Raw genomic sequence first — 20,821 nt, forward strand, 5'->3', positions numbered from 1 at the left:
CCCAGGGACGGCCAAGACACCGCCCGGGACTGGCCGGGACACCCGACCCGGGAACGGCCGGGGCACCTGACCCAAGGACAGCCGGGACACCGCCCCGGGAACGGCCGAGACATCGCCCGGGGGCGGCCAGACACCGGCCCGAGACGGCCGAAAACACCCGCCCGGAGACGGCCGAGCACACCCGCCCGAGCGCGGCCAAGACACCGGCCCGGGAATGGCCAGGACAACCGAGCCGGGAACGGCCGGGACACCCGAGCCAGGGACAGCCGGGACACCCGACCCGGGAACGGCCGGAGCACCCGACCCAAGGACAGCCGGGACACCCGACCCGGGAACGGCCGGGACACCCGCCCCAAGGACAGCCGGGACACCCGGCCCAAGGACGGCCAAGACTCCCGCCCGCGGGCGGGTTACGCCGCCTCGGGTTCGGGTTCGTCGATCAGGAGTTCGCGGGTGCAGTCGCGGATCAGGGCGTGGAAGGAGAAGCGGGCCGGGGTGTCCTCGCGGATCAGGTTGTTCTCGATCAGCACGTCGAAGTGGCGTTCCACGTCGCCGGCCGGCAGGCCGGTCACGGCGGCCGCGTGCGCGACGTCGTAGGACGGGGACGGGTGGCGGCTGATGAGACGGCTGAACCGGCGCTGGGAGGGGTTCAGGTGCTGGTAGGACGTGCGCAGCATGGACATCAGGTCGCGGTCGGCGCTGTGCAGGCAGCTCGCCCGCCGCGGGGCGCCGGCCAGGCGGTCCACGAGGTCGGCGACCGCCCAGGTGGGGCGTGAGCGCAGCCGGGTCGCGGCGATGCGGAGGGCGAGCGGCAGGTGGCCGCACAGTTCGACGGCCCGGGCCACCTGCTCCGGCTCGCGGGCCGCGCGCTGCTCCCCCACGATGCGGGTGAACAGCGCGGCGGCGTCCGCGGCCGGCAGCACGTCCAGCCACAGGGGCACCGCCCCGTCCAGCGCGCTGAGTTTGCGGCGGCCGGTCACCAGCACCAGTGCGCCGCCGGCGCCCGGCAGCAGGGGGGTGACCTGAGCGGTGTCGGCCGCGTCGTCGAGGACCACCAGACAGCGCTCGCCCGCGAGCCGTGACCGCCACAGGGCGCTGCGCTCCTCCAGGCTGCGCGGGATCGCCTCCGGCGCCACGCCGCTGGCCTGGAGCAGGGTGGCCAGGGCCTGTTCGGGCGGCAGGGGCGGCCGGTCGGCGCTGTAGCCGTGCAGGGCGACGAAGTACTGCCCGTCCGGGTAGTGGGCGGCGACGCGGTGGGCGACGCGCACGGCGAGGGTCGTCTTGCCGACGCCGCCCATGCCGTCGACGGCGATCATCAGCGGGGAGTCCGCGTGCTCCTGGGCGGCCAGGCCCAGCAAGGAGTTCAGTTCCGCGGCGCGGCCGGTGAAGTCGGTGAGGTCGTGCGGCAGGTAGTTCCGGTGGTTGCCGGGCGGGGAGCCGGGTGCGGTCGCGGGTGCGGGTGCGGGCATGGACGCGGATGCGGACGGAGGGTGTACCGCGTCGTCGTACCCCGCCGGCTGCCCGGCTCCGCCCGGGGCCCGGGTGCGGCGCGGCGCGCGGCCGGCCGGTGCGGGGCCGCGGGCCGCGGGCGAGTCGGCGAGGATCTCCGCGTGCAGGGTGCGCAGGTGCTGGCTGGGCTCCAGGCCGAGTTCCTCCGCCAGGAAGCGCCGGCCCTCGTCGTAGACGGCGAGCGCGTCGGCCTGCCGTCCGCTGCGGAACAGGGCGAGCATCAGGCTGCCGCGCAGGGAGTCCCTGAGCGGGTACTCCGCGAGCAGTGCGTGCAACTCGCCCACCAGGGAGCTGGTTTCGCCGATCCTCAGACGCAGCGTCATGAGGTCCTCCAGCGCGGTCAGCCGCTGCTCGTGCAGCTTGACCGCCGCGGAGGTGACGCTGGGGCAGTGGATGCCGGCGAAGGCGTCGCCGCGCCAGAGGTCCACCGCCGACTGGAGCAGGCGGATGGCGTCGGCGTGGCGGCCCTCGCGTTCGGCGGTGGCGGCGCCCCGCACCGATGTGACGAAGCGGTGGGCGTCCACGGCGTCGTCGGGCACCATGAGCCGGTACCCGACGTCCATCGTGACCAGACTGGTCTCGTCGGCCGCGGAGAGGATGCGGCGCAGATCACGGATGGCGTTGTGGACCTGGGGGCGTGCGGAGGACGGCGGGTCCTCCCACAGCTCGTCCACCAGCACGTCCATCGGGACCACCCGGTTGGCGTGCAGGAGCAGCAGGGCCAGGAGCTTCTGCTGGCGCATGCCCCTCACGCGGACGAGTTCACCCGACTGGCGGGTCTCCAGAGAACCCAGGACGAGGAATTCCATTTCTTCTGTTCCCCCGATGTGCGGGTCGGTCGATCTCCCGAGGTGGGGGTCGGTCGTTCCCCCGGTGTGCGGGCCTTTCGGCGCTGCCCGCTCGGGACGCGGTCACTTTCCCCAGGTGACGTCGTCCGGCGTTTCCACGGCGGTGGTCGTGCCCGTTCCCTGTTCGGCCTCGACGACTCCCGGAATGTGCTGCGCCTGGTGCACGGCGGTCACCGAAAGCGTCAGTCCGCCGGCGGCGAGAAGCACGGAGGCGACGATTTTGGAGACACGGGTAGCCAGCACTGAATTTCTCCTTCAAAGGTGAGTGGATTCCCGGTGGCGATTCACCGGTGCGGTCGGCGGCTGTGGTCGTTTCCGCCGATGCCTCTACTCTGCTCGAGCGCCGGTCGAGAAGGAACGGAAATCGGGTGGACGGAAGCTGCACTGTCCTAAGCCGTCCACCGCGACCTGCGCAGACGCGCGGGGCTCAGTCGTCCCACCAGGGACCGGGCACCAGCACCGCCTCGGCTTCCAGGATGCGGAACTCCCGCAGTTCGGGGTGTCCGGAAACGGCCTGCCCGGCCAGGTGGGCCGCGGTCTTCTCGGCGGTGGCGAGGTCGTCGGCGAGCAGGAAAAAGCCCAGCGTGACGTCGCCCGGCGGCCTCTGATGCACCGTGATGTGCTCCAGGCCGTCCGCCTTTTCGGCGTACGACCCGACGATCGTGGCCAGATCGGGCCGCCCGGCGGCACTGCCGGGGCCCTCGAGGCGCACATGGATGAGATACATGCCCTCATTCTTCGGCGCGGAATTCGAGCTGGGGAGCGGCTCGGGGTGGACGGTTCATGCCATGGCATGAACCGTCACCGGCGAAGTGGGGTCCGCCGGCCATAAATTGACGCGGATGGGCGGGCGTTCGCACGGAAGTACGACGACGGACGGGCTCGCGAAGCCGCCCGCTCTGGTCCGGACCACATCAGGACCGGAACCGGGACGGGAACCGGGACCAGAACCGGGATCCGGACCGGGATCGGGAGGGATCGGGACCGAGAAGATTCAACGCGCAACTACCGCCTGGTCGGGCATGCGCCGTGAGTGGTCACGCGTGCGCGGAACGCGCGTCGGTCGTCCGGTGACTGAATCTTCGTCAGGTTGGCCGGAACCGTCCTAGCTGTCATCTCAGGAGCCACAGGAGTTCAACATCAGTAAGCTCGGGGGCACTAAGTTTCGAACTCGGCGAGTTTGATGCTGACCAGGGGGAATGCATCATGTTGGACGTTCTGGGACTAGACGCCGTTGCCGAAGCCATCTACCGGGGAATGCTGACCAGCCCCCGCGACGGCGTGACGGCACTGGCCACCCGGCTGGGCCTGACGGAGGAACAGGTCCGAAGAGGGCTGGACCGGCTCAGCGAGCTGGCGCTGATCCAGCCGGCGGGACGAGAAGGAGGCGAGGGAATAGGGTTCCGGGCGATCGGCCCGGAGACCGCGATGGAGGTGCTGCTGGCCCGCCAGCAGGCGGAGCTGGCGGCCCAGCAGATGCGGGTGGAGGCCTCCCGGGCGGCGGCCGCGCAGCTGATCGCCGAGTGCTCGGCGCTGCGTCCGCGCGCCGTCGACCAGGCCGCCGAGCAGTTGCTCGGCCCGGACGCGATCCGGGAGCGGCTGGCCGAACTGGCGCGGTCCGCGCGGACCGAGGTGACCACCTTCGCCCCGGGCGGCGCGCACTCGGCCGAGGACCTGGCGGCCAGCCGGAAGCCCAACGCCGACCTGCTCGGCCGCGGGGTGCGGATGCGGACCATCTACCTCGACAGCGTGCGCAACCACGCGCCCACGCTGGAGCACGTCAGCTGGCTGCACCAGCACGGCGGGCAGGTCCGCACGGTGCCCGACCTGCCGATCCGGATGATCATTTTCGACCGGCGCCAGGCGGTGCTGCCCATCGACACCTCCGACGCCCGCGCCGGCGGGGTGGTGCTGAGCGGCGCCGGGACGGTCGCGGCGCTGTGCGCGCTGTTCGAGAGCGTGTGGCAGACCGCGGTCCCCCTGGGCACCACGCCCAAGTGCGACGCGAAGGACATGCCCGCGCAGGAGCGCGCGGTGCTGAAGATGCTCGCCCAGGGCTACACCGACGAGGCCATCGCCAAACGTCTCGGCGTCTCGCCGCGCACGGCCCGCCGGGTCGCGGCCAACCTGATGGAACGCCTGGACGCCCGCAGCCGCTTCGAGGCCGGAGTCCACGCCGTCCAGGACGGCTGGCTCCCCTCGACCCGCTGACCGCGGACGTCCCCGTGCACCGGCCTCCGTTACGCCTTCTCCCCGCTCTGCCGGGCTTCGCGGCGGTCCGCCGCGAGCAGTGCCAGGGCGGGGAGCAGTGTGACGGCGTAGACGGCGAGCAGCCGGCCGAAGGAGTGGGCGAAGGCGCCGGGCACCAGCCCGTGGCGCTGCCGCGCCGCCGCGTCCAGGATCACCGTCACCACGGCGAGGGCGACGGCGCCGCCGATCCGCTGGACGAGGTTGAGCTGCGAGGAGGCGTCCGGGATGGACTGCGGCCGGATCGACTGGAACGCCCTGGTCATCGCCGGGACGATGGTCAGTCCCGTGCCCAGGCCGCGCACCGCGAGGCTCACGCACAGCAGCACGTAGGAGGTGTCCGCCGACAGCCGGGTCAGCGGCACGGTGGCGAGCATGGTCAGCGAGATGCCGACGACGACGGTGCCGCCCCCGCCCAGCCGCTTCATCAGGACCTTGCACAGCCAGGCCGCGGAGACTACGCCGACGCCGCCCGTGGACATCAGCAGACCGGTCGTCACGGCGCTCTCCCCGCGCGCGGACTCGAAGTACAGCGGGATCAGCATCATCGGCGAGTAGAGGACGAAGCCCAGGCAGAAGATGTTGACGGCCGCCGTGCGGTAGACGCGGTGGCCGAACAGGCGCAGGTCCAGCAGCGGGAAGCGGGCGCGCAGCTGGCGTACGACGAACACGGCGCCGCTCAGCAGGGCGAGGGCGAGCGGCACCAGCAGGGCGGCCCGCGCGTGCAGGCCGGCGCCGGAGAAGGCGTGGATGGCGAGGACGGTGCTCACCGTGCAGGTGGCCGAGGACAGCAGGCCCACCACGTCCAGCGGCTTGGCCTCCTTGCCCGCCGGGGCGCCGCCCCGCACCCCGCGCAGGGTGACGGCCAGCAGCGCGACGCACAGCGGCACGTTCACCGCGTACACCGCGGCCCAGCCGCCGGCCTCCACCAGGAGCCCGCCGATCGTCGGGCCGAGCAGCGGGCTGATCAGCATGACGCTGCCGTTCAGCGCCTGGACCCGGCCCAGCTGTTCCCGCGGTACGCCGCTGGTGAGCAGGATCGTGGACACGGGTGTGAGCACGCCGGCCGCCGCTCCGGACACTCCGCGCGCGGCGATCAGTTCCGGCAGGGTCTGGCTGAGCGCGCAGGCCGCCGAGCCCAGCGCGAACAGCGTGGTCGCGCCGGCGAAGACCCGCTTGACGCCGAACCGGGTGGCGAGCCAGCCGGCGGCCGGCATCAGCGCGGCCAGCGCGATCAGGTACGTGGTCACCACCCACTGCACCTGGTTGATGTCGCCGAACCGTGCGGTGGTGTCCTCCAGGGACACGTTGACGATGGTGGTGTCGAGCAGTGCGAGGAAACCGCCGGTGATGGCCACGGCGATGGTCAGGACGGTGGGTCCGGAGGGTCTCCCGGCAGCGTCCGCTGCGGGCGGCGAGGACTCGGGACGAGCCTCCTCGCCGGTCTGTCGGTCGGTCAGCGACATGTGGGCGTCCTTGGATGTCAGCAGTTCGGGAAGCAGGTCGGCGCGGTCGGCCGGGACGGCGGGCGGGCCGCCGTGGGCGGCGGGTTCAGTCCGCCGTCGTGAGTGCGTGCGCGACGGTGTCCAGGAGCCGCTCGCCCGCCTCGTGGGCGCCGGGGCGGTTGCGGCAGGAGAGCGTCAGTTCGGTCTCGTCGCCGATCCGGCAGGCGCTCAGGAACATCTCGGCGTAGGGCACGAGCATCGGCAGGGTGGAGAACCCGGTGGGGCGGAAGCGGTCGGTGCGCAGCTCGTCGGTGTCGATCCGTCCGTGATCGGTGATGATCGCCGTACACGGGAAGCGGGTGCCGTCCAGCTCCTGGGCCTCGCGCAGGGTGTTGGCGAAGGGGTTCTGGCGCAGGAAGTCCCGGCTGAGGGCGGCCACTTCCTGCTTGCGCAGCAGCGCGCGCATGATCCGGCCGTGCAGCGCCTTCCACCCCTCGTCCCGCCGGAAGTCCAGCACCAGCTGGGAGGTCAGGTTGGCGGTGGAGCGCACCGAGCGGTCGTGGCGGCGCAGGTCGACCGGGACGACCAGGCGGCCGGTGTCGCCCGCCAGGTGTCCGGACAGGGCGGCGGCCACCCGGGCGGTGACCGCGGACGGGTGGGCCGGTACCCGGCGCCGCAGCCACAGCGGGGTGCCGTCGGCCGGTCCGGTGCCGAGGATCGCGGGCAGGCCGGGGATCCGGGCCGGCGGCCGGGCGGGCGGCACGTCCCCCGCCGCCGTACGGAAGTGGGTGTCGTCGACCACCGCGTCGGCGCCCACCGGCACCTCGCCGCGCAGCACGCGGAACACGTCGGCGATCCACTGCCGCAGGCCCCGGCCGTCGGTGACGATGTGGCTGGCCCGCACCACCAGCCGGGTCACCGGTCCCCGCGAGGCGAGGCCGACCTCGCACACCGGTCCGGTCACCACGTCCAGGTCGCGGTGGAAGAAGGGGTGCTCGTAGCCGGGCGTCCAGGGCAGTTCCACGACCGGCGGGAGCGGGCCGTCCGCCCGCCAGGCGGCGGCCCGTCGCCGTACCGCCATCCCCGGGCTCGCGAGGGTGGCGGCCCGCACGGCCTCCCGCAGGGCCTCCGGGTCGAGGGATCCCTCCCCCTCGACCACCATCTGGATCAGCTGCGGGGTGCCGGTCGCCGCCGCGTTCAGATAGCCCCGCTCGATCTGCGAGATACGGCGGGTGTACGGCCGTGCTTCCGTGGCTGTCGCTGTCATGCCGCCTCCAGGGTCAGGGCGTCGGTGCCGTCCGTCCGGCGCAGGAAGCGCACCGGGACGGGCTCGTCGGCGGCCAGGGCGAGGTGCATCGCGGGGCCGGCCGTGGCCGAACGGACGTGGTAGGACGGGACGTTGGTGGGCCGCCAGCCCGGCCGCCAGGCCGGCAGCCGGACTCCGGTGAAGGTCTCCTTCGTCACGTGGGAGGCCTTGATCAGCGCCTCGCACTCGGCGAAGTCCCGGATGGCGGCCGGTTCCGTCCGGCCGAGCAGTTCACCGAGCCATCGCATGGCGTACGGCCGGTCCCGCTCGTCCTGGAGGTCCACACCGACCTTGGGTCCTCTCGACAGGGCGACGGCGCTGTAGGTGTCGCAGTGGGCGACCGAGACGTGCAGCCCGTGGGCCGGAACGCTCCACCTCTTGTGCGGGTCGCGGGCGAGGTCCCGGGCGGTGAGGTCCAGGCCGTACACCGCCCGGGCGGCCTCGGCGATCAGCGAGCGGCCGGAGCGGCTGAGGCGGTGGCCCATGCGGTCGCGGGGCAGGCGGGGGTGGTGGGTGACCAGGCAGTCGATCACCGCCTCGTCACCCGCGAGGCCGTCCCCGCCTCCCACGCGGGAGTCCCTGCCGCACCGCAGCACCGGGTCCAGCACGAGCCCCATCAACGCGCCCACCGCTCACTCCCCCGTGTCGAACACGGCCGCCGCGTAGCTGCCGCCGTAGGCGAAGCTGGACAGCAGCAGCCGGCCCCGGGGAATCTCGCCGCTCAGGGCGGCGACCAGGCCGAGGGCGCCCGCGCTGCCGTACGTCTCGCCCAGCAGCGCCTTGGGGGCGAGCACCGGGCGGCCGTCCAGGCCCGCCAGGCGCAGGGCCCGGGACTGGGCCAGGTCGACCAGGCCGTACCCGGAGGCGGCGGAGACGACGGTGTCGATGCCGTCCGGGCCGGTCTCCGCCTCGGCCATGGCGGCGCGCAGGGCCCGCGACCAGGCCTCGCCGTCGCGGCCGATGCGGCCGATGCCCGCCGGTTCGCCGGAGGCGCCGTAGCCGCGGACCCGGGCGAGGACGTCCGCGCCTCGGCCGGCGGCCGACTCCCGGCTCTCCAGCAGAACGGCCGCCGCCCCTTCGCTGAGCACCGTTCCGGTGCGGCCGCCGGGGACGACCCGCGGGGTGCGGGCGTAGCCGGGCAGTCCGGCCTGGGTGGCCAGGGCCTGCTCGGGGAACTCGTCGGCGATCACGACCATGATCCGGTCGGCGGCGCCGCGCGCGATGACCCGGGCCGCGAGCTGGAGGGCGAGGACCGAGCTGGTGCCGCCGTTGGCGATGGTGGCGGTGTAGCCGCGGTAGCGGTGCAGCATCGCCACATGGCCGGCGGCCGCGTTGACGACGGTGTTGGCGAACAGGGCCGGGTTGGCGCCGTTGATGCCCTGCTGGAGGACGCCCTTGTGGAACTGGAGGACGGACGTCACCGGGCCGTAGCCGGTCGCGAAGACGATGCCGGTGCCCTCGGCCTCGGCCCGCGAGGGCTTGCCGTGCCGGCCGTACAGGTCGGCGACCGCGGCGGCGGCCAGCAGGCTGAGCGGGTCCATGCGGCGGGCGCGGCTGGGGTTGATGCCGCGGGAGGCGGCCTTGACGTCGATCCGGCCGACGGGCACCTCCCCGACGCCCTCGACCTCCTCCAGACCGGTGAAGCAGGGCCGGTCCTCGGCGAGCGCCGCGAGCAGCTCGGCCGTGTTGCGGGCGGCGCCCGCCAGGCCCGCGACGCCGGTGACCACCACGTCGTGGACGGGCTCCGTGCGCCGGGACGCCGAGCCCGGGCGGCCCGGACGGTGGAGCACCACGGAGGCGTTGTTGCCGCCGAAGGCGAAGGAGTTGGACAGCACCACCTCGGGAGCGGCCGGGCGCCCGGTGTCCGGGACGATGTCCAGGCCGAACGGCTGCTCCACGCCCCGGGTGTTGATGGTCGGCGGCAGTGTGCCGCGGTCGATCGCGAGGGTGCTGACCACCGCCTCCACCGCGCCGGCCGCGCCGAGGGTGTGGCCGATGATCGACTTGGTGGAGCTGGCCGGCGGGACGGAGGAGCCGAACAGCAGTTTGACGGCCTTGGGTTCGGAGGCGTCGTTGGCGGGGGTGCCGGTGCCGTGCAGATTGAGGTAGTCGACGTCCTCGGGGCCGAGACCTGCGGTGTCCAGGGCCTGTGCCATGGCGGCGCAGGCGCCCTTGCCGCTGGGGTCGGGGGCGGTCTGGTGGTAGCCGTCGCAGGACAGGCCGTAGCCGCCCAGCTCGGCCAGGGGCCGGGCGCCGCGCGCGGCGGCCCGGTCGGCGGACTCCAGGACCATGAACCCGGCGCCCTCCCCGAGGGTCAGCCCGCTGGAGGCCGACATCGGTGAGCAGGGCTCGGCGTCCAGCGCGCCCAGGGCGCTGAAGCCGTACGCCGACAGGGAGGCGAGCGGATCGACACCGCCGCAGATGACGTGGTCGACGTCGCCCTTCCACAGCAGCTCGGCCGCGTAGCCGAGGGCCACGGCGCTGGCGGCGCAGGCGTTGGAGAGGACCACGCGCGGGCCGCGCAGGTCGAACTCGGCCGCGATGTAGTCGCCGACGCAGGGCAGCTGGGAGGCCGCCGCGGCCTGGGCGTCCAGCCTGCCCTCGTGCACCAGGCCGGCGTGGACGCCCTCCAGGGTGGGCATGGCGCCGAGGCTGGAGCCGACCACGACCGCGACCCGGTCCCGGTCGACGGTGTCGAGGTCGAGGCCGCTGGTGCGCAGCGCCTCCCGGATGGCGGTGGCGGCGAGGGCGTAGCAGCGGTCGACGTCGGACGGCTGCCCGGCGGTGACCATGCCCGCCCAGTCGGTCAGCAGCTCGGAGGTGTCGAAGAGGGTGTTGGTGCGGATGCCGGAGGTGCCGGCGGTGATGGACGACCAGCCCTTCTCGACGTCGTCCCCGGCCCCGGTGATCAGCCCCAGGCCGGTGAGGGCGATTCTCGGTGTGGTCATCAGGAGATCCTCGTGGTGAGCGAACGGGCGATGACGCGGGGCAGGGTGACGGTGCGCAGCGGGCGCTCGGCGCCCTGCTCGTCGTCGGCGGCCAGCTCCAGGCCGGGGACCCAGAAGGGGGCGTCCAGGAGGGCGAGGACCAGCTCCTCCTCGGGGTTGGCGGCGGGCGCCTGCCACAGGACGGTGCCGACCTCCCGACCGGCGGCGGTGACCTTCGCACCGGCGGCGAACCGGCTCTCGGCGGGGGCGGCCAGCGCGGTCAGCCGGGCGGTGCCGGTGGTCGGCCGCTCCAGGTCGTCGGAGCCGTGGAACTCGCCGATCCGGTTCCAGTCGATCATCCAGGCGAGGTCGGCCTCGCCCACCGTCAGACCGGCGAAACCGGCGGCGTAGACGGCCATGCCGGCCTCGGCCTGCACCCGGGCCAGGCCCTCCGGGCCGACCGGTGCTCCGCCCTGCTCGGCGACCGCGGCGAGCACGGCCTCGTGGGCGGCGTCGGGGGCGTTGGTCAAGAGCAGGTAGCCGTACTCGCCGGTGGTGCCGACGCGCGCCAGGTGGGCGAGGGCGGCCGGCTCCTCGGGGAGCGCGGACTCGGTGACGGCGTGCAGGGTCAGGCCGGAGATGTCGAAGTCGACGAAGTGCGCGGCCACGGACCAGGCGGTCGGGCCCTCGAAGGCGCTGGCGCCCCAGCCCTCCGGCTCGACCTCGACGGTGACGTCCTCGGGAATGTCCAGCCGCTCCAGGTAGGCGCGCAGTTCGTCGGCGGTGACCTGGGTGCGCGGCAGCAGCCAGGCGTCGTCGCCGATCTCGAAGTGCAGCAGGATCGCGAACGGGGTGCCGTCGGCGTTCAGCGCCAGCGCCTCGCGGACGGTGTCCGGCTCGACGAACTCGCCGGACTTGGCCAGGAACTGGTCGAGCAGGGTGATCCGCTCGTCGCCGGAGACACGGACCAGGGGTGCGGTGATCCGGTAGGCGCCGACGGTGGTGCGGACGGTGGTGTAGTCGTCCGTCTCGGTGCGCAGCGGGGCGGTGGTCATGACGGGTGGTTCCTTCCGGTGTGTGTCTCGGTCGGTGTGGATGTCTTCGTGTGGATGTCGGTGAGTGCGGTGTTCACAGGGCGGGTTCGCGGTGGACGGACAGGTGCCAGGCGTTGTCCCGTCGCGCCGGGGACGCGCAGCCGATGAGGAGGCCGGAGGGGGTGGTGCGCAGGACGATCTCCGCCTCGGCCGGGCCGGCGCCGGTGGTGTCCGCGGGCCGGCAGTGCAGCCAGATGCCGTCGGAGAGGCGTACGGCGACGGCCGCGGCCCAGATCTGCCGGAACTCGGAGGAGTCCAGCTCCCACCGGGTGCCGGCGGAGTCGATCACCGCGGTGGTGCGGCGCGGGGTGTGGGGGGTGATCCAGAGGACGACCTCCTCATGGGAGCCGGGCGCCTGGATGTCGACGCGGACCGGTTCGCCGGTGTCCTCGGGCGCGGTCAGCTCGAAGCCGATCCCCTCCTGCGGGCCGTACAGGGCGAGCGGGTGCTTCTCCTCCCAGGCGGCGGTGGAGCGCACGCCCCAGCCGAGGCCGCCGGCGCGGCCGAACCGGCTGTGCTCGGCGGTGACCCACATCCCGGCGCTCCAGCGGGGGTTGTTGCCGAACGCCCGGGTGCGCGGGAACGGGCTGCGCAGGACCTTGCTCGTGCCCTCCTTCCAGGCGGTGACGCCCGCGGCGGACGCGTCGAGCTGGATCCGGCGGGGGCCCGCCACCGGTCCCGCGGCCACGGCGGTGGCGCGGCGGGTGTCCCGGCGGTGGAACTCGGTGCGCAGCCGGGCCACCCCGTCCGGGCCGGCCGCGAGGCCCCGCTCCAGCAGGGCGCTGTGGATCAGCCGGACGGGTTCGCGGACCGGCACCCGGACGTCCCAGTCCGCGCCGTGCCATGCCAGGTCGCCGCCCGGCGGGACGGTGTGCGCGGCGGCGACGACCTCGGAGGCGTCGCGGACACCGAGGCCGAGCCCGATCGGGCGGGCCGGGCCGCCGTCCTGGACGAAGGCACCCTGGCGCAGTCCCACGGTCTGGAAGATCCGGCCGGGCCTGCGGGTGAAGGCGAAGTCCTGGCCGAGCACCCCGTCGGTGAGGGTGATCGTGCCGGTGACCTCGTCGTCCCCGCACCGCTCGGTGACCCGTACCCCGCCCGCGACGGGGGCGAGCTCCAGGTCGCGCGGTTCGCCCTCGCGCCAGCCGGCCGGGCGGTCGGCACGGCAGCTGGGCCAGGTGGAGACGAACACCGGCCCGTGGTGGCCGTCGGCCAGCACGCGCACGGTCCCGTCGTCCCCGTCCACCTCCACCGCCAGCCCCCCGGAGGCGAACCGGTACGGCTCGGCCCGGCGCGGGGCGCGGATCCGGTACGGGGGTTCCGCGAGCCCGAGCGCGCGGCTCGTCCCGTCGGGTCCGGTGACCTCCGCCCGCCGTACGGCGCCGCGGTCGACGTCGACGCTCGCGGTGAGCCGGAACTCCCCCAGCGCCAGGCAGTAGTCGACCGTGCGGACGCCGTCGACGAGGCGGACGTCGGAGCGCAGTTCGTCGTCGCGGGACTCGGTGACGGTGGCGAAGCTGTTCAGGCCGCCGAGGGCCGCCCGGACGTCGGGGCCGAGGTCGGCGAAGACGCTGCGCAGGATCAGCGGGATGTAGTTGTGCAGTTCGACGTTGCCGTCCTCGCCGGGCACGGTCTGCCCGACGGAGACGCAGCCGACGCGGCGGTACAGCTTGAACGCCACGGTGTTGGCCGGGTTGACGGTGAGCCGCAGCACCAGGCAGCCGGACTGCACCATCCACTCCACGGCCTCCGTGAACAGCCGTCCGGTGATCACGCCGTTCCGGTAGGCCGGGGCGACGAAGAACATGTCGGCGATCAGCTCGCCGGCCCGGGCGGAGCGCCGGCCGGTGTTGTGGAACAGGCCGAAGGTGCCCACCACACGCCCGCCGTCCGCCGCCACCAGGAACGTGCCGGTGTCCCGCTCGGCCAGCTCGCGCTCCAGTTCCTCGCCGGTGATGCCTCCGGCCACCGGGTTGGGGTTGTCGCGGTGGCGGTTGTAGAGCTCCGCGATGTCATGCGCGTCGCCCTGCTGGTACGGGCGGATCGTGATGGACATTCCACACCTCCTTCTCTTCGGGTCGGGATGCGTACGGGGCTCCTACTCGGGCTCGTACGCGTACGGGCTCGTACGGCCTCGTACGGGTGGCGGGGCTAGCCCTTGCGGCCCGTGGTGACGATGAGCGAGCCGGCGGCGGCCAGTTCGTTGCCGACGCTCGCGCGGACCGAGACCTGGCGCAGACCGCCGAGGCGCTGGCCGAGCTTGGCGTCGAGGGTGAGCTGGTCGCCGGGGACCACCAGCCGGGAGAACTTCATCGAGCTGATCGAGCCGAGGTAGCCGACGCTCGCGGAGGGGTCGGCGTCGCCGACCGGCTCCGGCGACTCGATCATCTCGGCGACGTAGACGACGGCGACCAGCTGGGCCATCGCCTCGACGATCATCACGCCGGGCATGATCGAGTGGTCGGGGTAGTGACCGGCGAAGAAGGGCTCGTTGACGGAGACGCTCTTCACCCCGCGGCCCGAGACGCCGGGCACGACGTCGTAGGCGCGGTCGATCATCAGCATCGGCCAGCGGTGCGGCAGCATCCGCTTGATGTCGTCGGAGGAGTACGCGAACTTCTTCTTCGCGCTCCGGGCCGGTGCCTCGGAGGTGACGGTCATGCTCACACCTCGCGGGCTTCGACGAAGTCGACCAGGGCGTTGATGGAGCCGAAGGCCTCGAAGTCGTCGTCGCTGATCAGCACGTCGTACTCGTTGTTGACCATGACGACGATCTCCAGGGTGTCCAGCGAGTCCATCTCCAGGCCGCGGCCGAACAGCGGCTGGTTGTCGGAGACGACGGCCGGCTCCACGTCCAGGCCGAGCCGGTCGATGATCATCGACTTGACCTTCATGTTCTTCTCCAGGCGCGCTTCGGCCTGGCCGCGGATGTCCTCGAAGGTGGCGACGGACATGGTGTTCCTTTCGATGAGAGATCAGATGTGCTGTGAGATGGGCTAGTTGGGGATCATTCCGCCGTCGACGGTGAGCACCTTGCCGGTGATGTAGGAGGCGGCGGGGCTCGCCATGAAGGCGACCGCCTGGGCGACCTCCGCCGGGGTGCCCATGCGCCCCATGGGGATCGCCTGGAGGGCCTCCTTCATCTGCGCGGGCGGCACCTTCTTGACCATGTCGGTGTCGATGAAGCCGGGCGCGACGACGTTGACGCGGATGCCGCGCGGGGCGACCTCGTACGACAGGGTCTTGGCCAGCGAGATCACCCCGCCCTTGCTGGCCGCGTAGTTGGCCTGGCCGGCCCGGCCCGCGATGCCGCTGGTGGAGGCGATGAGGACGATCGCGCCGCCGCTCGCGTACATCTGCTTGGTGGCCTCACGGGCGGTGTAGAAGGTGCCCGTGAGGTTGGTGCCGATGACCTCCTGCCACTTGGCGGCGCTCATGGCGGCCAGGTGTCCGTCGGCGGTCACCCCGGAGTTGAGGACGGCCACGTCGAGGGAGCGCCAGGTGGTCTTCAGCTCCTTGTACATGGCGGCCACCTGGGCCTCGTCGGAGATGTCGGCCTTCAGCAGCAGGGCCTCGCGGCCCAGGGCGCGGATCCGCTCGGCGACCTCCTCGGCCCGGGCTGAGCTGGAGCGGTAGTTGAGGGCGACGTCGCAGCCGTGTTCGGCGAGCGCGATCGCGACGGCGGCGCCGATGCCCCGGGAGGCGCCGGTGACCAGGGCCTTGGTGCCCTCGGGGAACAGGGTTCCGGGTGCGCTCGGGCCGCTCATGCCGCGCTCCCCAGCATCGCCGCGGTGACACGGTGGCTGCCCGGGTCGAATCCGGCGGCCTCGGTGCCCAGACCGGCCTCGGTGGCGGCCTTGAGGACGGCCTGCGCGACCGCGAGGTCCAGGACGCCCAGACCGAACGGCGAGAAGATCACCGTGCGGTCGGTGGCCGGCGGCTCGGTGCAGCCCAGCACCGAGGCGATCTCGGCGTGCACGAACTCCCGGTGGCCGACCTCCTGTTCGGCCTTGTGCAGGGAGGTCTGCTCGCGGATGGCGTGCTCGATGTCGTCGACGACGTTGTAGGCGTCCAGGACCGAGCCGGTGCTCAGGTCGCGCAGGGACAGGTGCAGGACGACCTGGCCGGCGGGCCGCTCGGGGTACTCGGCCAGGTCCAGCCAGTACGTGGAGTCGGTGGTCGCGATGGACACGGTCTCGGCGCCGAGGGCGTCGCCGACGTCCCCGGTGCGGAAGGTGATCTCCGGATATTCGGACTCCAGTTCGGTGGCGAGGACCTCGGCGCGGCCCGGCACGACGTCCTGGAGCACGACCGTCTCCAGCCCCGGGTGGGTCAGGGCGAGGAAGGCGAGGACGCGCTGGTTGATGGTGCCGCAGCCGATCAGGCCGGCGGTGCGCACCCGGCGCTCGCCGTGCAGGGCGCCGGCGGCGAGGGCGGCGCTCGCGGCGGTGCGGGAGGCGGAGATCTGGCTGCCCTCCAGCAGCGCCTTGGGATAGCCGGTGTTGAGGTCGTTGAGGATCTGCACCGAGGAGGCCCGCTGGAGGCCCTGCTCGACGTTGGCCGGGAAGGACGAGATCCACTTCAGTCCCATCACCGGCTCCGGGCCGCCCAGGTAGGCGGGCAGGGAGATGATGCGGGATCCGGTGGGCCGCGGCGGGCGCAGGAAGCTGGAGAACGGCACCTGCGAGTGGCCCTGGCCATGCAGCACGTACGCGCTGCGCACGGCGTCGAGGACGGCGGGTTCGAGACCCCTCAGGGCGGTGCTGACGTCGTCCCGTCCGAGGATCTTCACGGCTCACTCCTTTCGTGGTCGGGGTTCGGCTGGGGCTGGGGTTCCTGGAAACGGGTCTCGACCCAGGCGTCGGAGTAGATGGTGTCGAGGTAGCGGTCGCCGCCGTCCGGGAGCACCGCGACGCAGGTCGCGCCCGGCTCCAGCCAGTCGGCGGCACCCTGGAGGGCGGCGATGACCGCGCCGGAGGAGCCGCCGGCGAGGATGGACTCCTGGGCGAGCAGCCGCCGGCAGCCGCGCACGCAGTCGAGGTCGGTGACCTTCACGACCCGGTCGGCCAGGCCCGGCCGCAGCAGCGGCGGTACGACCGCCGCACCGTGCCCGGGAATGGTGCGCCGGTGCCCGCGTTCCCACGGCTCCGGCGGCCCGAAGATCACGCTGCCCACCGCGTCCACCGCGACCACCCGGGTGGCCAGAGCGCTCTCCTGGATGTACTCGGCGCAGCCGCGCAGGGTGCCGGTGGTGCCGGCGGCGAGGAACAGGTAGTCGGGGCCGCCGGGCAGCGCCTCGCAGATCTCGCGCATGGTGTGGTGGTGTGCGCGGGCGTTGTACTCGTTGGCGTACTGGTTGGGCCAGTAGGCGTCGGGGACGCTCTCCAGCAGGGCCCGCACGCGGTTGATCCGGGAGGGAAGGTACTCGCCGGTGGCGGGGTCGCGGTCGACGACCTCGACCGTCGCGCCGTAGGCCCGCATGATCGCGGCGTTCTGCGCGGTGGTGCGCGGGTCGACGACGCAGATCAGGCTGAGCCGGTAGAAGTTGCACAGCTGGGCGAGGGCGATGCCGAGGTTGCCCGAGGAGGACTCCACGACGGTGGAGACCCCGGGGACGAGCTTGCCGGCGTTGATGGCGTGCTCGATCATCGACTTGGCGGCGCGGTCCTTGATGGAGCCGCCGGGGTTGAAGCGCTCGCACTTGGCGTACACCTGGAACCGCGTGGGCGGGAACAGCCGGTCGAGCGCGACGAGCGGGGTCGAGCCGATGGTGGCGACGATGTCGGGGTCCCGGGTCCGGGTGGCACCGAGCACCGGCGCCGACGCGTCGGAGGCGAGGACGGTCATTCCGGCACCTTTCTGCTGATCTGGAGCCGCAGTTCGCTGACGTAGCGCTCGCCGTCGGCGTCGGTCAGCCACGAGTCGTCCGGGGCCGGCAGCGGTTCGCTGAGGGTCACGGCGGCGTCGGGGTCGAGACGGCGCGCGGTGCGGACGAGGCCGGCGAAGGCGAGTACGAGGGTCGGGCTGGTGAGGTCCACCAGCGACGGTTTGGTCTCCTCGGGGAACTTCACGAAGAGCAGGTCGGGCAGGGCGTGTTCGGCCACCCAGCGGCGCACCGCGAGGTAGTCGCGCTCCCGGTCGGCCTTCTCCGGCAGGGCGATCCCGGCCACCGGCAGCCGCCAGGTCTCCCGGAACAGGACCAGGTCGTCGAGGCTGACGCGCGGGGCGTGCGCCCGGTCGAGCCCGACCTTGAAGGCGTCGGCGGCGATGATGGAGACCGGCACCGCGAGCAGTTCGGCGAGCGGCCAGGTACGGCCGTCGGGGGTGGTCGCGGTGATGGTGCCGTCCGTCTCGGCGAGCGCGATCGCCGCCGCCGGATCGACGCGGGTCCGGTCGTCGTACGGCGCCCGGGTGAACCCGATCAGCCGGTCCCCCGCCCCGATCGGCGCGGGCACCATCCGGCCGCTGTTGCGCTTCCACTCCACCGGCAGCAGCGGCACCAGCCGCGGGCCGTCGATCGCCGCGTTGACCTTGTCCCGCAGCGAGCCGGCGTCGGTGGTCCAGTCGAGGAAGGGCAGGTCCAGCGTGGCCAGGCAGGCGTGCAGTTCGCCGAGGACGACGGTGTGCTCGCCGGCGTTGACCGCCTCCGGGGAGGACGCCACCACCTGGAGGTCCGGGCTGTGGACGGCGAGGTGCGGCGAGCGCACGGGTCCGGTGGCGAAGACCGCGCGGGCCCGCTCCTCGATGTCCGCCACCCGCAGCCGCGCCGGGACGGACGCGTCGGCCGCCGGGTCCAGGTCGAGCACCTCCCGCCACTTCTCGGCCAGTTCGCGGGTCGCGGTGTGCACCGGGGTGGCGTTCTCGCCCCAGAACAGGCCGAGCACCTGGGTCCAGACGTCGGCGAGCGTCACGTCCGCGCGTCGGCCGGCGGCCTTGCGCACGAAGCGGGCGACCTCCGCCTCCACCAGCTCGGCGAGCCGGTTGCCGAACCAGTCGGCCGCGTCCGCGACCAGGGCCAGCGGCCTGGCGAGGGCGTCGAAGAAGTCCCGTCCGAGGTCCATCCGGACATCGCGCAGCGCGTCCTGGTAGCACAGGGTGCGCCCGGCGTACGCCTTGCCCTCCTCCCGGGAGGCCGCCTGTCCGGTCGTACGGACGAAGAAGTCGTCGAGCCGGTCCAGGGCGGCCACCAGCCGCTCCGCGCTGTCCGCGCGGTCGATGTCCTCGCGCAGCCGGTCCAGTTCGGCGAGGACCGCCTGGCAGCGGACGAACAGCTCCGGGTCGCCGATGCCGGCCACCCTTCGCCGCAGGATCTCCTCGGCGCGCACGTCGACGGGGATGTTGGCGTCCCAGGTGAGGACCCGCTGCTTCAGCAGCCGGGTGAGGACCTTCTCCACCCGTTGCCGGGCGCTCGCCGGGTCCCAGCCGGCGGTCGCGGCGAGGGCGTCGGCGATGGCCTCGCCGCCGCGGTCCCCGTCGGCCAGCCGCAGCACCTGGACGTCGTCCTCGCGCAACCGCACCGTACGGCCGCCCTGCATGACGAGCCGGTCGCCGTCGAGGTGGACGTCGGGCCGGAGCACCGGCGGGAACCACCAGCGGGCGCCGGGCTGCGCCGTCATCCAGTCGGCGAGGGCGGCCACCGTCCAGCGTTCCAGGAAGGTGCGGCTCTCGGCGGTCAGCGCCGGGCCGTGCTCCACGTCCATGGCCGGCCGCACCTGCCCGACGCCGATCCAGGCCGCCGGGCCGAAGAAGCCGATCGTCTCGGCCTTGGCGCAGTAGCGCAGCCAGTACATGGCGAGGGTCCGCTCGCGCCGCCGGCGCTTGGACTCCGGGCCCTTGCCGGCCGCGACGGAGTCCAGCAGGTGGTAAACGGTCCGGTTCTGCCAGGCGATGGCCCGGCGCACCCGGTCGTCGGCGGCGAGCCGGGCGAGCCGCGCGGACTCGGCGTCGGTGTCGGCGCGGTAGGCGGCGCGGAAGGCGGCGTGGGCGTCCTGGGCGTTGTGGGCGCCGTGGGTGCCATGGGCACCGGGGGCACCGTGGGTGCCATGGGCGCCGGTGGCCGTACCGCCGCCGTACGTCAGGGCCGCCGCGCGGGCCGCGCGCGGGCCGCCGAGGAGCTTCAGCCCGGAGACCGGGAATCCCGCGCTGCGCAGCAGGCCCACGCCCCACACCCGCCAGGGGCTGTCGCCCAGCGGGTGTCCGGGGGCGAACGCGGACCAGTCCAGGGCCTGCCTGGTGTCCAGTGCCGTGGTCATCAGGCCGCTCCCCGCAGGGCCGGCACGGGTGCCGAGAGCGCGGCGGCCAGCCGGGTCACGCCCTCGGCGATCCGCCCCCGCGCCACGTTGCTGAAGCACAGCCGCAGTCCGTCGGCGTGTTCGCCGTCGATGCCGAAGTGGCTGCCGGGCACGTAGGAGACGCCGTGCTCGGCGGCGGCCTCGGCGAAGCGGGTGGTGTCGACGCCGTCGCGGTGGCGCAGCCAGATGTAGAAGCCGCCGCCGGGCCGCTCCCACTGCCAGGGCCCGTCGGTGCCCAGCTCGGCCTCCAGCGCGTCGGCCATGAGCGCGCACCGCTCCTTGTAGCTCGTGCGGTAGGCGTCGAGCAGGTCGCTCCAGCCGGCCCGGGTGTGGAACGCGGCCAGCGCGGCCTGGGCCAGCGCGGACGGCGACAGGGACATGATCTCGGTGGTACGGCGCAGGGCCCGCGCCAGCTGCTCGGGGGCCGCGATCCAGCCGCAGCGCAGGCCCGGCGCGAACACCTTGGAGAAGGTGCCGAGGTAGACCACGCGGTCCGGGTCGAGGGCGTGCAGGGCCGTGGTGGTCTCGCCGTCGAAGGACAGCAGGCCGTAGGGGTTGTCCTCGATGACGAGGAGGTCCAGCTCGCGGGCCGCGGCGAGCAGTTCGTGGCGGCGGGCGACGGAGAGGGTGGCGCCGGTCGGGTTCTGGAAGGTGGGGTTGCAGTACAGCAGCCGTACCGTCCGTCCGGCGGCGCGCAGCCGCAGGACCGTCTCCCGCAGCGCGGCCGGATCGAGGCCGTCGGCGTCCTCGGGGGCGGGGTGCAGGGTGAGGCCGGCGGTGCGGAAGGCCGCGGCGGCGCCGGGGTAGGCGGGGGTCTGGACGAGGACGGTCTCGCCGGGCGCCGCGATCCCGAGGCCGACGGCCATCAGGCCCATCTGGGAGCCGCCGGTCGGGACCAGCTGCTCGGCGCGAGCGGCGGTGCCCTCACGGGCCATCAGGTCGCTGATCGCCGGGACGAGGGCCCCGGCGACGTGCGGGGTGGTGTACTGGAGGGCGAGCCTTCCGCCGAGCCGGACGAGCCGGGAGAGCTGGTGGGAGATCGTCTCCAGGGGCAGCACGTCCAGGTCGGGCAGGCCGCCGGCGAACGAGATGACGTCCCCGCCCCGTTCGAACAGGCGCGGCATCTCCACTGCGGGGCGTATGTCGGTCCACAT

General features: G+C 73.4%; 17 protein-coding genes. 1 reads left to right on the forward strand and 16 read right to left on the reverse strand.

What is annotated here, in order from left to right:
- Positions 1–410: 410 nt before the first annotated feature.
- From ABZ484_RS11520 to ABZ484_RS11530, 3 genes are all read right to left on the reverse strand, one after another.
- Positions 411–2,318 (reverse strand): BTAD domain-containing putative transcriptional regulator, encoded by a 1,908-nt coding sequence (locus ABZ484_RS11520; protein ID WP_358865683.1) that lies wholly within the window; start codon positions 2,316–2,318, stop codon positions 411–413.
- Between the two features lie 102 nt (positions 2,319–2,420).
- A complete protein-coding gene (locus ABZ484_RS11525) occupies positions 2,421–2,600 on the reverse strand; it encodes a hypothetical protein (RefSeq protein WP_358865684.1) in 180 nt (59 codons plus the stop codon).
- A 184-nt stretch (positions 2,601–2,784) separates the two neighbouring features.
- Positions 2,785–3,084 carry a hypothetical protein gene (locus ABZ484_RS11530; RefSeq protein WP_358865685.1) on the reverse strand — a complete coding sequence of 100 codons (300 nt, stop codon included), beginning with the start codon at positions 3,082–3,084 and terminating at the stop codon, positions 2,785–2,787.
- Between the two features lie 479 nt (positions 3,085–3,563).
- Between ABZ484_RS11530 and ABZ484_RS11535 the strand changes: the two genes are divergently transcribed.
- Entirely contained in the window at positions 3,564–4,568 is a 1,005-nt protein-coding gene (locus ABZ484_RS11535; RefSeq protein WP_358865686.1) for a LuxR C-terminal-related transcriptional regulator, read from the forward strand.
- A gap of 29 nt (positions 4,569–4,597) precedes the next feature.
- On the opposite strand, the gene ABZ484_RS11540 is transcribed toward ABZ484_RS11535, so the two are convergent.
- From ABZ484_RS11540 to ABZ484_RS11600, 13 genes are all read right to left on the reverse strand, one after another.
- Positions 4,598–6,070: a DHA2 family efflux MFS transporter permease subunit gene (locus ABZ484_RS11540; protein WP_358865687.1), complete on the reverse strand. Its 1,473-nt coding sequence runs from the start codon at positions 6,068–6,070 to the stop codon at positions 4,598–4,600.
- Positions 6,071–6,155: 85 nt separating this feature from the next.
- Complete coding sequence (locus ABZ484_RS11545) at positions 6,156–7,316, reverse strand: hypothetical protein (RefSeq protein WP_358865688.1); 1,161 nt, start codon at positions 7,314–7,316, stop codon at positions 6,156–6,158.
- Positions 7,313–7,984: a hypothetical protein gene (locus tag ABZ484_RS11550; RefSeq protein WP_358865689.1), complete on the reverse strand. Its 672-nt coding sequence runs from the start codon at positions 7,982–7,984 to the stop codon at positions 7,313–7,315. The genes ABZ484_RS11545 and ABZ484_RS11550 overlap by 4 nt, the downstream gene beginning before the upstream one ends.
- A 3-nt stretch (positions 7,985–7,987) precedes the next feature.
- The gene (locus ABZ484_RS11555; RefSeq protein ID WP_358865690.1) at positions 7,988–10,303 is read right to left on the reverse strand and encodes a beta-ketoacyl-[acyl-carrier-protein] synthase family protein; all 2,316 of its coding nucleotides are present in this window, start codon (positions 10,301–10,303) and stop codon (positions 7,988–7,990) included.
- Complete coding sequence (locus ABZ484_RS11560; RefSeq protein ID WP_358865691.1) at positions 10,303–11,337, reverse strand: aminomethyl transferase family protein; 1,035 nt, start codon at positions 11,335–11,337, stop codon at positions 10,303–10,305. Before ABZ484_RS11560 ends, ABZ484_RS11555 begins: the two co-directional genes overlap by 1 nt.
- Before the next feature lie 73 nt (positions 11,338–11,410).
- Entirely contained in the window at positions 11,411–13,432 is a 2,022-nt protein-coding gene (locus ABZ484_RS11565) for a GNAT family N-acetyltransferase (protein ID WP_358865692.1), read from the reverse strand.
- 95 nt (positions 13,433–13,527) lie between these two features.
- Positions 13,528–14,037 (reverse strand): 3-hydroxyacyl-ACP dehydratase FabZ, encoded by a 510-nt coding sequence (gene fabZ / locus ABZ484_RS11570; protein WP_358865693.1) that lies wholly within the window; start codon positions 14,035–14,037, stop codon positions 13,528–13,530.
- A 2-nt stretch (positions 14,038–14,039) separates the two neighbouring features.
- Positions 14,040–14,330 carry a phosphopantetheine-binding protein gene (locus ABZ484_RS11575; protein WP_358865694.1) on the reverse strand — a complete coding sequence of 97 codons (291 nt, stop codon included), beginning with the start codon at positions 14,328–14,330 and terminating at the stop codon, positions 14,040–14,042.
- 42 nt (positions 14,331–14,372) lie between these two features.
- Positions 14,373–15,143: a 3-oxoacyl-ACP reductase FabG gene (gene fabG, locus ABZ484_RS11580; RefSeq protein ID WP_358865695.1), complete on the reverse strand. Its 771-nt coding sequence runs from the start codon at positions 15,141–15,143 to the stop codon at positions 14,373–14,375.
- On the reverse strand, positions 15,140–16,168 hold the full coding sequence (sbnB, locus tag ABZ484_RS11585; protein ID WP_358865696.1) for a 2,3-diaminopropionate biosynthesis protein SbnB: 1,029 nt from the start codon (positions 16,166–16,168) through the stop codon (positions 15,140–15,142). The genes fabG and sbnB overlap by 4 nt, the downstream gene beginning before the upstream one ends.
- On the reverse strand, positions 16,165–17,223 hold the full coding sequence (sbnA, locus tag ABZ484_RS11590) for a 2,3-diaminopropionate biosynthesis protein SbnA (RefSeq protein WP_358865697.1): 1,059 nt from the start codon (positions 17,221–17,223) through the stop codon (positions 16,165–16,167). Before sbnA ends, sbnB begins: the two co-directional genes overlap by 4 nt.
- Positions 17,220–19,628: a lantibiotic dehydratase gene (locus tag ABZ484_RS11595; RefSeq protein WP_358865698.1), complete on the reverse strand. Its 2,409-nt coding sequence runs from the start codon at positions 19,626–19,628 to the stop codon at positions 17,220–17,222. The genes sbnA and ABZ484_RS11595 overlap by 4 nt, the downstream gene beginning before the upstream one ends.
- Positions 19,628–20,821 (reverse strand): PLP-dependent aminotransferase family protein, encoded by a 1,194-nt coding sequence (locus tag ABZ484_RS11600; protein WP_358865699.1) that lies wholly within the window; start codon positions 20,819–20,821, stop codon positions 19,628–19,630. Before ABZ484_RS11600 ends, ABZ484_RS11595 begins: the two co-directional genes overlap by 1 nt.

It is taken from the genome of Streptomyces sp. NPDC006393 (assembly GCF_040628575.1).
Lineage (GTDB): Bacteria > Actinomycetota > Actinomycetes > Streptomycetales > Streptomycetaceae > Streptomyces.

What these genes read in the sequence shown, in the direction of transcription:
- ABZ484_RS11560 (WP_358865691.1), bottom strand. Translation starts at nt 11,337, where the DNA reads ATGACCACCGCCCCGCTGCGCACCGAGACGGACGACTACACCACCGTC.
- fabZ (WP_358865693.1), bottom strand. Translation starts at nt 14,037, where the DNA reads ATGACCGTCACCTCCGAGGCACCGGCCCGGAGCGCGAAGAAGAAGTTC.
- ABZ484_RS11535 (WP_358865686.1), top strand. Translation starts at nt 3,564, where the DNA reads ATGTTGGACGTTCTGGGACTAGACGCCGTTGCCGAAGCCATCTACCGG.
- ABZ484_RS11530 (WP_358865685.1), bottom strand. Translation starts at nt 3,084, where the DNA reads ATGTATCTCATCCATGTGCGCCTCGAGGGCCCCGGCAGTGCCGCCGGG.
- fabG (WP_358865695.1), bottom strand. Translation starts at nt 15,143, where the DNA reads ATGAGCGGCCCGAGCGCACCCGGAACCCTGTTCCCCGAGGGCACCAAG.
- ABZ484_RS11520 (WP_358865683.1), bottom strand. Translation starts at nt 2,318, where the DNA reads ATGGAATTCCTCGTCCTGGGTTCTCTGGAGACCCGCCAGTCGGGTGAA.
- ABZ484_RS11575 (WP_358865694.1), bottom strand. Translation starts at nt 14,330, where the DNA reads ATGTCCGTCGCCACCTTCGAGGACATCCGCGGCCAGGCCGAAGCGCGC.
- ABZ484_RS11540 (WP_358865687.1), bottom strand. Translation starts at nt 6,070, where the DNA reads ATGTCGCTGACCGACCGACAGACCGGCGAGGAGGCTCGTCCCGAGTCC.
- ABZ484_RS11545 (WP_358865688.1), bottom strand. Translation starts at nt 7,316, where the DNA reads ATGACAGCGACAGCCACGGAAGCACGGCCGTACACCCGCCGTATCTCG.
- ABZ484_RS11600 (WP_358865699.1), bottom strand. Translation starts at nt 20,821, where the DNA reads ATGTGGACCGACATACGCCCCGCAGTGGAGATGCCGCGCCTGTTCGAA.
- sbnA (WP_358865697.1), bottom strand. Translation starts at nt 17,223, where the DNA reads ATGACCGTCCTCGCCTCCGACGCGTCGGCGCCGGTGCTCGGTGCCACC.
- ABZ484_RS11595 (WP_358865698.1), bottom strand. Translation starts at nt 19,628, where the DNA reads ATGACCACGGCACTGGACACCAGGCAGGCCCTGGACTGGTCCGCGTTC.
- ABZ484_RS11565 (WP_358865692.1), bottom strand. Translation starts at nt 13,432, where the DNA reads ATGTCCATCACGATCCGCCCGTACCAGCAGGGCGACGCGCATGACATC.
- ABZ484_RS11555 (WP_358865690.1), bottom strand. Translation starts at nt 10,303, where the DNA reads ATGACCACACCGAGAATCGCCCTCACCGGCCTGGGGCTGATCACCGGG.